Origin of the sequence: Labilithrix luteola (assembly GCF_001263205.1) — a bacterium.
In the GTDB taxonomy this organism is placed as follows: Bacteria; Myxococcota_A; Polyangia; order Polyangiales; family Polyangiaceae; genus Labilithrix; species Labilithrix luteola.
Genome location: NZ_CP012333.1, coordinates 4,788,859 through 4,803,709 on the forward strand (window position 1 = coordinate 4,788,859; position 14,851 = coordinate 4,803,709).

The window sequence follows — 14,851 nt, forward strand, 5'->3', positions numbered from 1 at the left end:
GGCTCACGCTGCGCGGAATGCGCGCGTGACGGCGTCGGCGAGGATCTCCGGCTTCGTGGGCTTCGGTACGTGGCAGTAGAAGCCCGCTCGGCGTGCGCGCTGCGCATCCTCGGTGCGGGCGTACGCCGTGACGGCGACGGCGGGGACCTGCGCGAGTGGCCCGGGCAACTGTCGCACGCGCTGCAAGAGGGCGTAGCCATCCTCTTCGGGCATGCCGATGTCGCTCACGAGGACGTCCGGCGTGAACGATGGAAGGATGGTCATGGCTTCCCGCGCCGAGCCGGCCACGGCGACCGTGGCGCCATACGAGACGAGTGCCTCTTTCAAGACGTCACGCGCGTCGGGATGGTCGTCGACCACGAGCACGCGAATGCCTCGGAGAGCGCTGCTCTCGCTCGGAGGTGGAATGCTCGGCACCGCCGACGGCGGCTCGGACACCTCCTGCGCCGCGTTGTTCGCCGCCGATTCGACGGCTGCACACACCGGCAGCTCTACGCGGAACGTCGCCCCGCGCCCGACCCCGGCGCTCTCCACCGAAACGTGACCGCCGTGCAGCTCGACGAGGTGACGCACGATGGCGAGCCCCAGCCCGAGCCCGCCTTCACGTCGCGTGCTCGAGCTGTCTCCCTGACTGAAGCGGTCGAAGACGAAAGGGAGCATCCGGCGATCGATACCGACACCGTCGTCCTCGACTTCCAGCACGATCGGCGCGCACGCGGCCTCGTCGGCCGGCGCACGCCGACGCAAGCGAAGCTGGACGCGCCCCCCGGCGGGCGTGAACTTGATCGCGTTCGACAGCAGATTCCAGACTATCTGACGTAGTCGCTCGGCATCACCGAGGAGCGAGAACTCACCTTGGCCATGGTCGAAGGTGACGCGAATCTGCTTGGCCGTGGCCGATGTTTTGAGCGACTCGATCGTCTCGGCGATGATCGGGGCGAGTGACACCTGCCTTTCGTCGATGTGGAGCGTGCCGCGGATGATGCGCGAGACATCGAGGATGTCGTTGATGATCGTCGCCTGGGCCCGGGCGTTGCGCGCGATGACGGCGATGCCTTTCTCGAGCGTCGCCGGATCGTTCTTCCGTTTCGTCTGGAGAATGGATGCCCAGCCGGTGAGCGACGCCAAAGGCGTTCGAAGCTCGTGCGAGACGACGGCGAGGAACTCGTCCTTCATGCGGCTTGCGTGCTCCGCCGCGGCGCGGGCGCCTTGGGCCTCCGTCTCCGCTCGCCGCCGCGCGAGGGCTTGCGCGAGCTGACCGGCGATGGCGCGCGCGATGCGAAGCTCCTCGTTGCGGAACCGGTGCTGTTCGCTCGAATACACGATGAACTTTCCGAGCACGTCGTCGCGATGGACCAGCGGAAAGATGGCGAGCGCGCGGATGTTCTCTTCGAGGCAAAGGGCGCGATAGGGCTCCATCGACGGATCGGTATCGACGTCGGACACCAACGTTTGTTTCGAGACACGCCGGTGTTGGCGTGCAGCGCGGGCGAGCTCGTCCTGGAAGTTCGCCGAGAGGCCATGCGATGCGGCGACCGACGGCTCGCCGTCCCCCGGGAACACCACGATCGCGCACCGACCGATTTTCGGCACGAGCTGCAGCGCATCGATCGCCGCGTCGTAGACTTCGCCGATGGTCCTGGCCCGGTTGACGGCCTCACCGAGCTTGAAGAGCAGCGCCATCTCGTTACGTGCATGCTGGGCTGCTTCGTAGAGGCGTGCGCGAACGAGTCCCTGCGCGCAATGCTCGGCGACGAGCATGAGGTACATGCGCTGTTCGTCGTCGAACGGACGAGGCGCATCGAATCCGAACGAGACGGCGCCGACCACCTCGTCGTGCGCCACGAGTGGAAGGCACGCGAACGAGGGGATCTCGGAGAAGCGAGGCGCCACCAAGGGGTATCGTGCGACGAAGTCCTCTTGGGAGACGACGAAGATCGGGGTTCGTTCGCGCACGCACTGGGCCAAGGGAAAGTCGGACTCGATCGGGATCGTCTCGAAGAGCGACCGCGGATAACGAGCGACGAGATCCATCCGAATGACGCGCAGCGTGTGCGTCTGATGCTCGACCATCCAGATGACCGCGCTCCGCGCTCCAACCGCCCGAATCCCGTGGTCGACGATGGCGTCGCCGACCTCCTCGACCGTGAGCGCCGACGCCAGGTCGGTCATGATGGCCTGCAGGCGTGCGAGCTTCTGAGCGGCGTCTTCGCTCTCCGCGCGCGCCTTTTGCTCTTCTTGGTAACGACGCGCGCTCTCGAGTGCGAGGCCTGCGTTGAGCGCCAGCTGCTCCGCGGTGTCGAGGTCCGCTGGCCCATAGCTCCGTTCGGGATCCGTGAGGACCAACGACACAGCGGCGACGACGCGATTGTCCACGATGAGTGGAACGAGCATGCCCGAGTAGAACCCGAGGCGGCGGAGGAGCCGATAGTGCTCCTGCGAAGAGGCGACCTGTCGGAGGGTCTTTTCGGTGAAGCGAGGGATTACTTCGGCGATGCCGCTCGCGAAGACACGCGACACGCCCGAAGATTCGCCGAGGCGCAGCGGAAACTTCTCGTTCAACGCGCGTGCAATGGTGTCCTTCTCGGCGTCGGCCCATAGGCCGGCCTCGACCTGGAGGACTCCGTCGCCTCGCCGAACGAACACGGCGCATGCATCGGCGAACGCGGGCACGATGAGCTTTACGAGCTGACGAAGGCGCGCGCGCGGATCAAGCGAGGCTGCCAAGAGGCGCGGGACGGACTGGGCGAGGAACGACGCGCGCCGATGCGCGGCCTGTGCATCCTCCAGCATCGCCGAACCGGCGAGCTCGAAGTCGCAGACGTAGCCCACCGCCGTCGCGGAGCCCGAGTCACGGAGCGCGAGGCAGCGAGCGTAGAGGCGAATTCGCGAGCGGTCGAAGCGCTCGATCATCACCTCCTCCGGAGGACCACCCACGTCGACGTGCGTCGTCATCCACGTGGCGAGCGAACACGTCCGTCCTCGCGCGTCGACCACCTCGAACCGAAGTGGTGTCGTGAGGTCGGCCTTCGCGAGGCGCCCCGACCAGACGTCGAACGCACGCTGGCTCGCGACGCATACCTCGTGCGTGCGATCGCACACGAGTACGGCTCGACCTGAACGGTCGATGAGGCCCCGGATGTGGTCGCGCCGATCAGGCGCATCGATCGGGATACGCTCGAGTTCGGAGAGGAGGTTTTCGAGCTCGGCGCGAACGGTCAGGCCGTCGTTCGCCGTGTCCGTCGAACGCATCGAAGGCACCTTGTGCTACGCATGCATTTCCCGTGTCGAAGCCTGCTCCGCTCGCCGAAGCTCGTCCTCTCGCCGTTCCGGTGGGGCATCGCCTCGAACGCGTGCTCACACTCGCCTATCGCGCACGCCGAGCCGTGCTGCTCGAAGGGCCCACGGGCATCGGCAAAAGTGAAATCGTCGCACGTGTCGCGCAGGCACTCGGAATCGGCGTTACCGTTCTGGATCTCAGCTTGCTCGAGCCGCCGGACCTCGTCGGCCTGCCGGTCGTCCGCGACGGGCGCACGCACTACGCACTACCGAACGTTCTCCCCTCGGGAGGTGCCGGCATTCTCTTGCTCGAGGAGCTGAACCGCGCCGAGCGGTACATTCAGCAACCTGCTCTCCAGCTGCTTTCGGCGAGGCGCCTGCACGAGTACGAGCTGCCTCCTGGCTGGATCTGCGTGGCCACGATCAACCCGCAGACCTCGGAGTACCAGGTCACGACGCTCGACAAGGCGCTGCGCGCCCGCTTCCTCCAGATCTCGGTGAGGCCCGATCGCGCCGCGTGGCTGGCCTGGGCGCAAGGGCGGGGGCTACACCCCGGCATCATCGCGCTCGCGCAGACGCACGAGCGCATCCTCGACGACGTTCCCCCGCGAACGTGGACGTACACGTCGGAACTGCTCTCGGCCCTCTCACCCGAAGAGCTCGAAGACGGCGCGCTCTTGCGGGATGCTCTCGGCGGCTATTTGCCTGCCGCCTGGGTCGAGGCGCTGATTTCGTCGAAGGGCAGCTGGGGCTCGCGCTTGTCGTTCGACATTCGCGACCTGCTCTCGAAGTACACGCCGGATTCTCCGCTCGCGAAGGAGATTGCCGGCTATCGCGCGCAGGGCAAGACGGACCGTCTCGACGAGCTCGTTCATCGCCTGGGGTCGCTCCTCGCGGGGCCCGAGGCCGGCGTTCTCGTGGCGGAGCGGCAGATCACGCTCTCGTCGTTCGAAGCGCTTCTGGCTGACCTACCGGGGGATCAACGCGAGAAGTTGCAAGAAGCTCTCGGTCAGAACGCCACCGCAACGCCGCTCGTCGACGTCATCCCCGCCGAGCTGCTCCAGAGCTACCTCGGAAGCCCCGCCGAGCAGAAGCTCACGGCGTGGAAGAATGATCCCATCAAGCACCATCGCGTGGCGCTCGCCGTCACCGCGCTGCGTGCTTGGGTCGAACAACCCGCCCGCCTGCCGGAGTTGAAGCGAAGCAACACGGCGCGCGCCAACCTCGGCCACCTCCTCGTGCAGCTCCGCGAGAAGCATGCGCTGCCGCTCGTCGAGACGCTCAAGCGAGTAGGTGTGACGCCGCTCCGGCCGTCGTCGTGAGCAAGCCCCGCGCAGGATCCGGCAAGGCCGACCCCAAGGGATCGTCGCGCTCCAAGTTCTTTCCGCCGCTCGAGCGCGAAGAGCCCGAGACCGCGCCTCTCGTCACGTTGCCCGAGCGCGCGAGCAAGAGCGAGATCGCGGCATGGCTCGATGCGTTCGTGCGCGATCCGGGCTTTCTCGAGGCCTATCCGTACTACGCGGCCATCCTCGCCAAGATCTCGCCCGTCGCCGATCCGTCCGTGAAGCGCATGGCCTTGTCCCTGCACGACGGCCGTTTCTTCCTGCACGTGAACGTCGACTCGTTCATGGCCGAGCCACACTTCTTGCGAGGCGTCCTTCTCCACGAGGTCCACCATCTCGTCCTCGGTCATCTGACGCACCCGAAGTTCGCCGAATGCGAGGAGCCCGAGCTCATGGACCTCGCCATCGAGATGTCGGCCAACGAATACATCGAGGAGGCGCTGCCTCCGCACGTGAACTTCCGTGCGTACGCCGCTGCTGGTCTCCGCCCGGGGCAGAGCACGATGGAGCGCTACGAGCTGCTCGTCACGCACCTCCGCAACACGGGCGCGCGTCCGAAGCCCTCGGCGGGGGAGCAGGCCTCGGGCACGATCGACGAGCATCGGTTCCTACGTCGTGGCGACGAGTCGCCCGGGGGCGTCTCGCAGAACGCGCTCCTCGTCTCGCGGGCGGCCTCCGAGCTTCCTCCGCCGCCCAAAGAAGACACCGAGACACGCGGAGGCATGCGCCGGTGGCTCGTGGCCGGTCGCTCGCCCGGGCGCCTCGTCGAAGAGCTCGCCGACACGTTGATCGCGCCCGAGTCGTTCATCGACTGGCGCGAAGCCCTGAAGATGTTCGTGGCGCGTGCACGTGCGCCGGTCCACACGTGGTCGAGACCGAGTCGGCGCTTTCCCGAACGCATCTACGAAGTGCCCGGGCGAACGTGGGCGCCGCGCCCCTCGGACGATCCGAGTCTGCTCGTCGCGATCGACACATCGCTCAGCATGACGCGGCCCGAGCTCGACGAGATCGCTCGTCAGCTCGCGCTGCTCTCCGAACGCGCGCACCTCACCATCGCCGAGTGCGACGTCGAGATCACGCGGACGTATCCCTTCGCGCGGACGCTGGACCACGTCGTCGGACGCGGCGGCACCGATCTCCGACCCGTGTTCGAACCGAACTATCTCGCCGCGCAGCGGGTCGACGGCGTCGTCTACTTCACCGACGGCGAAGGACCGTTCCCCGAGTCGCCGCCGCCGTTGCCCGTCCTTTGGATCCTGACGAAGCCGCACGCGTTCCGATGCCCGTGGGGCGAGCGCGCGTGGCTCAAGCGGCGGCCTCGCTTCTGAGCCGTCGTCTCACGAGAACGAGTAGCCCGAGGCTGCCGAGGCCGAGCCACCGGGGCGCCGCCGAATGCGCAGTCGATGCGTGTAAATTGCATGAGCTGCCCGAGGCCGTGCTCGGATAGTTGGCGGTCCACGTGTCGGTGGCGATGGCGATGGTGCGCGGCTCGACGATCGGTTTCCCGTCGAAGGTTGCGCCGAACGTCACCTGCCATCCGCCCCAACCCGCGGGTGGTCTCCATTCGAAGAACCAGACGCCGGGGCCTCGACGGGTCAAGGGTGGGGCTTCGATCGATTTGCCGTCGGACGACAGCACCGGCTGCAAACGATTCTGATCGAAGAAGTCGGCGCGGTGCTGTCCGTCCTCGGTGCGTAGCTCGAGGATCGCGGTGATGGGTGTCGAGCCGTCCGCCGGGACGTAGTCCGAGCTCAGGGCAATCCAGCTCTGTGCGGCGTCCGGCAAATAGAGCTTCGGATTGCGCATCTGATCGAGCGCATCGAGCGCCCCGAGGGCGTCGACTTCGCCGGGCCCTGCTTGATCTTGGAAAGGGGCGTCGGTTCGGAAGCGGTGCGCGCCGGCCTGGAGTAGTGCGCGGACCTTGTCCTGCGTGAGCGTCGGATCCTGCTGGAAGAGAAGCGCCACCACGCCGGCGACGACCGGGGCGGACATCGACGTGCCCACGGCGACGCCGTGCATGTCGTCGACGAGTTGGCAGTTGCCCCCTCGCTGGCCGTCCGAACCTGGTGGACACGTGCGCACGGTGAACATGCTCCCGCGCATGCCAGGCTTGGCCATCCGGCTCATGGCGGATGCGACGTAACCTCCGGGCGCGGCGATCTCGGGCTTCGGAACGCCCGTCACGGTCGGACCTGCGCTCGAGAACCAGCACACCTCGCCTTCGCGGAGACCCTTCTCCGGAGCGTCTTCCAGAGGAAGCGCGCCTGCGTTGTCCAGAGTCGGTACCGTGATGCGTGTCTCGGCTCCGTCCATGCCGGTCCAGCCCGTGCGGTTCACGGTGCAGCCTACGGCGATGATCGAGGGGTGCGTGGCGGGGAGGTTGACCGTGCCCTCGCGGACGCCGTTGACGAACGAGGTTCCCTGCGCCGCATCGAAGAGCCCTTCGACGTAGAGATCGACCAGCCCGCTTCCCTCGAGCGTGATGTCGTACGTGCCGGTCGGCCACGACCCTTTCCAGACGACGACGGCGCTATGCGAGTCCTGCGGGATGGGGCTGTCCCGCAAGTTCGAGCCATGGAGCACGGCGGCGTTGTACTGGCGCGTGTTTTTGCCGTTCTGGTGTCCTTGTGCGATGGGCGCAATCCACGCTCCGTCGGGGCCGTCGAGTCCGACGCTGACGTCGGCGCCCTCGCGCATCGTTACCCAGACTTGCACCTGCCCGTTGTCCACGTTGGTGGCTTTGATGGGGACGCGCATGGTGGCGCCCGTCGTGACGCGCACCGATTGATGCATGGGCTCCTCGGCGATCGAGCCGGAATTCCCGGCCGCCACGACGATCGCGCGCCCGGGATGATCGGGGCCGACGAAGCTGGCGAGGCTCTTCTCCCAGATCATCGTGCCGTCGTGCGGGCCGAAGTCGCTGCCGAACGAGAGATTGACCACCATCGGTCGCTTCTCGGCATCGGCCCGGTCGAACAGGAAGGCGATGGCGCTCAGGACGTCGTCGGTGGTGCCACCGATGCGCACGAATGCGATGTCCGCGCCGGGAGCCATGCCAACGTACTTTCCCTCCTGCCCACCGCTCGATGCCGCGATGCCGGTGACATGCGTGCCGTGGCCGAGGTTGTCGGTGGGCACGCACGTTCGGCTCTCGGGCCGACACGTCCCGGCGGCGACCTGCGCGATCCGCTCGTCGAGCATCGCGCGATCGAACACGGCGCCCACCGGGTTGTCGTGGATGTCCGTGGATCCGAACCGCTTCTCCAGCTCGGGATACTTCCCGATCGGGGGCAGCGACAAATCGAGGAGCCAGGCCACGCGCGAGTGCCCGTGCTCGTCGATCAAGTCGGGATGGGTGACGTCGAGCCCGCTGTCCGCCACACCGATCAAGACGCCGCGTCCGTCGGCATTCCGCGTCTGACGAGCCGCCGTCGCGTGCACCCAGCCACCGACGCGATCGAGAAGCGGATGAAGCTTCATCGGCATCTCGAGACGTAGGTCGGGATGGGTGAGACCGAACGCATCGAGCTCGTGAGGGGTTGCCCGCAAGCGACCGACGCCGGGCGCAAGGCTCTCGAGGCCGAGGTCCTCCGCGCGTCGTCCAGGAGGAATGGCGACAAGCGCCCCGATCTTCTTCGACGTCGGCGCGAGCGTGCGTTGCGCGTCGTGTCCGAGAGCGTGCAGGTACGCGAGCCCCATCGGCGAGCCCGCAACTCGCTCGAGGACGAGGGGCTCCGACGATTGCGAGGGCAGCGCGGCGAACACGACGCCGCCCGCCAGGCCGATGGCCAGCGTGAGCATCCCCCGTGATCGGCGAGACCGAGTCGAGCGCGCGATAGGCCGAGCGTACCAGTGTCGAAGCGTCTCGACTATCTCGGCGCGCGGGTCTACTTGGGGAGGCGCTTCAGGGGCGGAGTGAGCGTGTCGAGCGCCCAGCGCGTGGCGTTCGGAAAGTGGCGCACGAGGAAATACAGGCGAGGGTAGACGACGCGAGGCCGCTTCTTTTCGACGGCTTCCGCGATGAGTCGGGCAAGGACGTCGGGCGAGCCCGTTGGCGTGTACCGTGAAGCCGGCGTGTCCTCGTAGGCGGCTCGGCCGGCCTCTTCCATCGCGCTCTTGACCGGGCCGGGATAGACGGTCACGACGTGCACGCCGTGGTCTTTCACCTCGGCGCGCAAGCCCTCCGAAGCCGCGGCCAGCCCGCCCTTGGCCGCGTTGTAGAAGAACATGCCGGGCGTGGGCGCGATGGCGGCGACCGATGCCACGTCGACGATGGTGCCTCGCTTGCGCTCGAGCATCCGCTTGAGGACGTGGTGCGTGAGCTTGAGTGGCGTGTGCAGATCGAGGAGCAGAAGGCGCTCGGCCTCTTCCCACGTCGTGGCGGTGGCACTCTTGACGATCTGCACGCCGGCGTTGTTCACGAGCACGTCGATCGGTCCGAGCTTCTGTTCGGCTTCGTCGACCCACGCATTCACGTTGGCCGGATTCGCGAGATCGGCCTGCACCACGTTCGTCCGCTCGGTCCCGACTTCGCTCGCAAGACGATCGAGAAGCTCGCGACGGCGCGCCACCAACGTGAGCTTCGCCCCTCGCTTGCCGTACTCCCGCGCGATGGCTTCACCGATTCCGCTCGACGCTCCCGTGACGACGACGTGCATGCGCGGAGCATAGGACGCACGGCCGTGCTTCAGAACGAAATCTTGCGCGCGCGACGTCGCAGGGGAAGCACGATGGCGACGACGAAGATCGCGAGACGCGAGACAGGGCTCGAGCCACGCTTCCGCCGCGGGCCGAGCGAGCTCTTTTTCGTTGGACGGACCTTCGTGCTGCGCGTCTTCGGCGTGGCACTGTTTTCGTCCCAACCCTCGTCGTCGCCACCCTTGCCGCTCGTCGACGAACATCCGCCGCCGGATCCGGAGCACGAGTCGCTCGAGTCGTCCTTCGAGTCCCAACCGGAATCGTCCGACGAGCTCTTCTTGTCCGAGGACGAGCTGCACGAGTCGTCCGAGCTGCTCGAATCACTCGAGTCCCAACCCGAGCCGTCGTTCGAGCTCGACGAGTCGCTGCCTCCGCACGAATCGTCCGACGACCCGCTCGATTCGGTGGAGGTGTCGCTCTCGTCCGAGGAGCTGACAGTGCTTCCTCCACAACCGTCCGAGGCCACCACGTACGACCCCGACGGGCCGGGCGCGCTGGCAGGTGGAGAGGGATCCGTGAACGACGGCGTCGGCGCAGGCGAGGGCTCCGTCACGCAGTCGTTCGACGGCGCGTAATAGATCGGACCGCTGGCCGAACCGGCGTTCGCGAGCACGGCGTCCGTACCCGGCGTGGCCAGCGGAACGATGCCGGCGAGCCGTGTGACGAAGGCGCGGCTCGGGGAGAGACCGGACAGCGCGAGCGCGAGATCGTCGGCGTCGCCGCATGTCATCGTGATGGCGGGAATGGTGCCGTCCTCGGGCACGCAATCGATACCGCCGCCGACGCGCGCGAGTGCTCCCGCGGCGCAGGCATGGCCCAACGCTCCTTGCATGAGGCTCGCGCTTTTCGCCGAAGCCTCGCATGCCGCGGGCGAGCTCGCCGTTGCACGAAAGTACGTCTCGGCGAGAGACGGGACCGACGTTGCGTCGGGCAAGGACACGCCCGCGAAGAGCACCTGGTGGGATGCCGACTCGCGAAGCCATCGCGTGCCGTCGGATGTCTCGAAGAACTTCTCGCGAACCGCGCCGTAGTTGTTCCTGCTCGCCGTCCAGAAAAGGGCGTTGGGATCGACGTCTTCGGTGGCTCCAACGACCTTCGGCGCGTTCCCGAAGGCGAACACGGTGAGTCGCGCGTCGAGGACCGAACCGCCGTTCGTCAGGGCGAAGGGGAGGGTCGGCCCCGCATCGTCGCTCACACGCAACGTGGGCGAGGAAAAGCGCGTTCCAGGCGGCGCGCCTGCGTCCGCGAGCTCGACGGAAACGAGAACCTCACCATGCGCATACACATCGGTGATGCGCGAGCCGAGATCGGCCGTGACCCGATAACCGCGTGCGGCGGCGTGGGCGCGAGCGTCGCTTTCGGTGTCGTGGACGAGCAACGGGGACGGGGCGCTCGCGGGACCTGTCGTTGCCCACGAAGTCGCGCGTTCCACGTACGAAACGGGGCAGAGCGCCGACGAACGGGTGGCAATGCGTGGTGCCGTCGTCTCGTCGAGTGCGTCGAGCCAGGCCGCCGGAGCCCAGTCGATCCGTGCACCAGGGCGGACTGGCACGAGCCACATGACGTCGTGAGTCCCGGCCGTCGTGATGCGTGTCCAGCGCGTCGTCCCTTGCGTCGTCGGCGCCACGGCGAGCTGAACGTCGATCTCCGTGGGGCCCGATTCCGACGCTGACGCAAGGATGGCGCCCGTCGCATGTGCCGGGCGCGCGTGAAGCGCCACGGCGAAAAGAGCGAAGCTCGCCAAGCCGGCGAGGCGAGTGACGTTGGAGACGCGCGAGTGACTTCTCAAGCGCCCCGTGTCTACGCAAGCGTCGTTCCTCGGTCCCGCGCCCGTTGCGAACGGGCGATTCCGCTAACAAATCGAAATCGGCGCGCCATTCCGTATCGCATCAGTGACGTCTCACCTGCGAACGGCGGATTACACACCAGAGGGGTTTCGTCGACGTCTCACGTCCGACGTTCTGCACCGAGGTGGCTAGCGTGGGTTGATTCCGATGCTACGGGGAAAACGTCATGAAATTCCGCTTCGCTGACTTGAGTAAGGCCGCTTCTTTCGTCGTTCCGATCGCGATCATGGTCGCGTGTGGAAGCAGCTCCTCCCGAGGCGCGTTCGACGGCAAGGACGGAAAGGACGCTGGCGAGACCTCGTTCGGCGACGCGGACATTCAGGGCGATGGCGCCGTCGCGAAGAGCGACGCCGATCCGAAGACGTGTGACGAGGCTCGCGAAGCGAAGACCTACGTCGGATGCGACTATTGGCCCACCGTCACGGGAAACCTCGTGGCCGATGTCTTCGACTTCGCCGTTGCCGTGGCGAACGTCGGAACGGAGGATGCTGAAGTCACGGTGACCGGCCCTGGTGGCGTCAACAAGAAGGCCACGGTGGCGGCCGGCACGCTCGAGAAGATCTATCTGCCGTGGGTGACCTCGCTGAAAGGGTCCGCGAAGACCGGGCTTACGGCCTCCGTCGTCGCCAAGGGCGGCGCGTATCATCTCGTCAGCGACCGACCCGTCGTCGTCTATCAGTTCAATCCGCTCGAGTTCGAAGCGACCGGAGGTGAGCCGGGCAAGGATTGGTCGTCGTGCGTCCCGCAGCTGTTCAGCGACGCGTGCTACTCGTACTCGAACGACGCTTCGCTCCTCCTTCCCAGCACCGCGATGACGGGCAACTACCGCATCATGGGGACGCAGGGCTTCTCGCGGCACATGGATCCGGATACGGGTGAGATCGACCCGAGCTATCCGCTCCGTGCCCTCGGGCCGGCGTACTTCGTGGTGACGGCCACCGAGGACAACACCTCGGTCACCGTGAAGCTCTCGTCGAAGGGCTCGGTCGTGGCGGGCGGCAGCATCAAGGCCACGCCGGGAGGCGGCACGCTCACGTTCGTCCTCAATGCCGGCGACGTCGCGGAGGTTGCCTCGGAGTCGGGCAACGCCTTCGACTTCTCCGGCTCGCTGCTCACGGCGGACAAACCGGTTCAGGTCATCACGGGCGTCTCGTGCATGGACGAGCCGCTCGACACGCAGGCGTGCGACCACATCGAAGAGACGGTGTTCCCCGCCGAAACGCTCGGCAAACACTACGTCGTCCCGCGGCCGACCGGTCCTGCGAAGAACGACGTCGGTCACGTGGTTCGCTTCTACGGCAACGCCGACGGCACCACGCTCACGTACACTCCGTCGAAGCCCGCCGGATGCCCCGACAGCCTCTCGGCGGGGGAGCTCGTCGAGTGTGGCGTAGTGAACATCGACTTCGAGGTGGAGGGCTCGAACGAGTTCGGCATCGGCGTCTTCCAGCTCGGTGGCGAGAAGGCCGACCCGAACTTCGATCCGTCGAGCCTCGCGCAGCCGCAGGGCGATCCCTCGCAGAGCTTCGCCGTGACCGTCGAGCAGTACCGCAAGCGCTACGTGTTCCTCGCGCCTGCCGACTACAAGACGAACTACGTCGACGTCGTCGCGCCCGAGGGCACCGAGCTCACGCTCGACGGTGACAACGTGTCGAACGCGCTCAAGCCGATCAAGGGCACGTCCTGGTACCTCGGCCGCGTCGACCTCTCGACGTCGGGCAAGGACGGCGTGCACGTCCTCGAGGGCGACAAGCCGATCGGCATCCAGGTCATCGGCTACGGCGACAACACCAGCTACCAATATCCCGGTGGTCTGAACTTGGGCACCATCTCCGCGCCGCCCATCAAATAAGACGAAGCCGGTCGTTCAAACATCCACGTGACTGGTCGGGCGGAGAGCGCGACCGTGGGATATACTCACGGGTCGTGCGCCGCCCGATTCGCATTTTCGGCCCCGTCGTCACCCTCCTCTCTGTCGTTTCCAGCGGGCACGCTGCGATCGCGCTCGGCGCGTGCAACCTGCTGACCGGCGCATCGGATCTCAGCACGGACGTTGGCGCGGGCGGCCCCAACGATGGAACCGGCGGTCCGTCGGGCCCTGATGGTTCGACGACCAACGGATCGAGCTCGACCGATCCGGGGACGGATGGCGGTGCCAATCGAGATGCGGCCGCGGACGTCGATGTGCCCGACGGCTACGTTCCCGGAAAGCGTGTCTTCGTGATCTCCTCGACCGTGACGGGCAATTTCGGCGGCGTTGCGCAGGCGAAGACGGAGTGCACCCAAGCAGCGGCTGGGCTTGGTGGAACGTGGATGGCGTGGGTCTCCGTTGCAGGAGACGACGCTGTCGATCGTCTGACGACCGACGGTCCGTTCCGACTGGTGGATGGGACTCTCGTGGCGACGAACAAGGCGGCGCTGCTCGCCGGCACGCTCTCGTCGGCCATCAACAAGAACGAGAGGGGACAGACGGTGAGCGGGTTCCTCGCCACGTCATGGACGGGGACGGGGCGCAATGGGCGCTCGACGGGCGACGACTGTCAGGGCTGGACGTCGGCCAACCAAAGCGACATCGCCACTGTCGGCTCGGTCACGGCGCCCGATGGTGGATGGACCGACGTTTACGATGCCGTTGGGAGCGGCGGCGGCTGCAGCAGCACGTTCAAACTCTACTGCTTCGAGCTTTGATCATCTCCGTCATGGAGGGTGCACGTGAGCCGAGGTGAGACCAATCTTTGGCCTCTCCACGATTCTGCGAATAGAAACCCTTCGAGACGGCATTTGGGGGTATGCCGAAACGCGCAGGCAACCGCCGCGTGACGAGAAGCTCCGCTGCGCCGTTCGTCGGGACTGGGATGGTGGTGACGCAGTGAAGCTGTCTCTCGAGACGATCGCGACGTTCGGCACCTTTGCAAGTCTGCGCGAGGCACGCGATGCGGAGATTTCGATCCCGCCGCCGGCGCCCGTCTCGAGCGAGGTGCCTCCCGATTCGGTGCGTGCTGCGAGTACGGAGAAGGCGTCGCTTTCGTCGCGCGCGCCTGATTCCACGCGCACGCCTGATTCCACGCGCACGCCTGATTCCACGCGCACGCCTGATTCCACGCGCACCCCGGAGTCGTCGCGCACGCCCGAGAGCCGCAACGCGAATGGTCGAGCTACGCCGGCTCCTCGTCGAGCGCGTGCCGAACGACCGGCCGCTCCGCTTCGAGGAAAGAAAGCGGCCGAGCTTGCCGAGCGCAAGAACGCATCGCCGGTGGCGCCGACGACGGGCGAGCTTCTCGGCCTCGCTCCGGCGGACGGCGGAGAGAACCCGCTCGACTTCGGCTTCTTGAAGACGGTCTGATCGGACGGGATCAGTCAGTGGTTCGGGCGCCTCTTGCCCGGGCGCTCGGCGCGATCGCGACCGCCTCGTCGTTCGTTTTCGCCGAGCGGAACGGCGTGCGGAACGTGATCCGAGCGTGCACCTTGCGGTAGGGGCCAGCGGTCCTTGCGGCTCGGCTGGGTTTGCTCGAGATCGTGCGGGAACTCGAGTTCGGGCTTCGGTAGGACGACGTCCTTGAGGTCGCTTCGCACGGTTTTCGGATGCTTGCCGCTCATGCGATCGGTGAGCGTGCAATCGGCGAGCCCCGTGACCTCGCGGTCCGAGCGTCGGGACGAGAGCGCCGCCCTTGGCTTCTCCAAACG

Annotated in this window: 10 protein-coding genes; 5 read left to right on the top strand and 5 right to left on the bottom strand. The window is 66.8% G+C overall.

All coding sequences use genetic code 11. The features are described 5' to 3' along the window. Window positions 1–3 precede the first annotated feature (3 nt). On the bottom strand, window positions 4–3,252 hold the full coding sequence (locus AKJ09_RS21325) for a GAF domain-containing hybrid sensor histidine kinase/response regulator (RefSeq protein WP_146649049.1): 3,249 nt from the start codon (window positions 3,250–3,252) through the stop codon (window positions 4–6). Between the two features lie 32 nt (window positions 3,253–3,284). Between AKJ09_RS21325 and AKJ09_RS21330 the strand changes: the two genes are divergently transcribed. Both AKJ09_RS21330 and AKJ09_RS21335 read left to right on the top strand, forming a co-directional pair. Next, on the top strand, window positions 3,285–4,601 hold the full coding sequence (locus AKJ09_RS21330) for an AAA family ATPase (protein ID WP_146649050.1): 1,317 nt from the start codon (window positions 3,285–3,287) through the stop codon (window positions 4,599–4,601). Next, the gene (locus AKJ09_RS21335; RefSeq protein ID WP_240488543.1) at window positions 4,598–5,950 is read left to right on the top strand and encodes a vWA domain-containing protein; all 1,353 of its coding nucleotides are present in this window, start codon (window positions 4,598–4,600) and stop codon (window positions 5,948–5,950) included. The genes AKJ09_RS21330 and AKJ09_RS21335 overlap by 4 nt, the downstream gene beginning before the upstream one ends. Here the strand turns inward: AKJ09_RS21335 and AKJ09_RS21340 are convergent. The 3 genes from AKJ09_RS21340 to AKJ09_RS53160 form a co-directional block, all read right to left on the bottom strand. After that, window positions 5,928–8,423 (bottom strand): S8 family serine peptidase, encoded by a 2,496-nt coding sequence (locus tag AKJ09_RS21340; protein WP_146649051.1) that lies wholly within the window; start codon window positions 8,421–8,423, stop codon window positions 5,928–5,930. The genes AKJ09_RS21335 and AKJ09_RS21340 overlap by 23 nt on opposite strands. A gap of 86 nt (window positions 8,424–8,509) precedes the next feature. Beyond that, window positions 8,510–9,280: an SDR family NAD(P)-dependent oxidoreductase gene (locus AKJ09_RS21345; protein WP_169927721.1), complete on the bottom strand. Its 771-nt coding sequence runs from the start codon at window positions 9,278–9,280 to the stop codon at window positions 8,510–8,512. Window positions 9,281–9,309: 29 nt separating this feature from the next. Further along, window positions 9,310–11,040 carry a hypothetical protein gene (locus tag AKJ09_RS53160; protein WP_169927722.1) on the bottom strand — a complete coding sequence of 577 codons (1,731 nt, stop codon included), beginning with the start codon at window positions 11,038–11,040 and terminating at the stop codon, window positions 9,310–9,312. 293 nt (window positions 11,041–11,333) lie between these two features. On the opposite strand from AKJ09_RS53160, the gene AKJ09_RS21350 reads away from it, so the two are divergent. From AKJ09_RS21350 to AKJ09_RS21360, 3 genes are all read left to right on the top strand, one after another. Further along, window positions 11,334–13,019: an IgGFc-binding protein gene (locus AKJ09_RS21350; protein WP_146649053.1), complete on the top strand. Its 1,686-nt coding sequence runs from the start codon at window positions 11,334–11,336 to the stop codon at window positions 13,017–13,019. 74 nt (window positions 13,020–13,093) lie between these two features. Beyond that, a complete protein-coding gene (locus AKJ09_RS21355) occupies window positions 13,094–13,855 on the top strand; it encodes a hypothetical protein (RefSeq protein ID WP_146649054.1) in 762 nt (253 codons plus the stop codon). Between the two features lie 181 nt (window positions 13,856–14,036). Beyond that, window positions 14,037–14,510 carry a hypothetical protein gene (locus tag AKJ09_RS21360; RefSeq protein WP_146649055.1) on the top strand — a complete coding sequence of 158 codons (474 nt, stop codon included), beginning with the start codon at window positions 14,037–14,039 and terminating at the stop codon, window positions 14,508–14,510. A 14-nt stretch (window positions 14,511–14,524) separates the two neighbouring features. On the opposite strand, the gene AKJ09_RS21365 is transcribed toward AKJ09_RS21360, so the two are convergent. Next, window positions 14,525–14,848 (bottom strand): hypothetical protein, encoded by a 324-nt coding sequence (locus tag AKJ09_RS21365; protein ID WP_146649056.1) that lies wholly within the window; start codon window positions 14,846–14,848, stop codon window positions 14,525–14,527. Between the last annotated feature and the right edge of the window lie 3 nt (window positions 14,849–14,851).

Bases quoted from the DNA above. Each gene is read 5' to 3' on its own strand.
- AKJ09_RS21325 (WP_146649049.1), bottom strand. From the start codon at position 3,252: ATGCGTTCGACGGACACGGCGAACGACGGCCTGACCGTTCGCGCCGAG.
- AKJ09_RS21340 (WP_146649051.1), bottom strand. From the start codon at position 8,423: ATGCTCACGCTGGCCATCGGCCTGGCGGGCGGCGTCGTGTTCGCCGCG.
- AKJ09_RS21345 (WP_169927721.1), bottom strand. From the start codon at position 9,280: ATGCACGTCGTCGTCACGGGAGCGTCGAGCGGAATCGGTGAAGCCATC.
- AKJ09_RS21350 (WP_146649053.1), top strand. From the start codon at position 11,334: ATGAAATTCCGCTTCGCTGACTTGAGTAAGGCCGCTTCTTTCGTCGTT.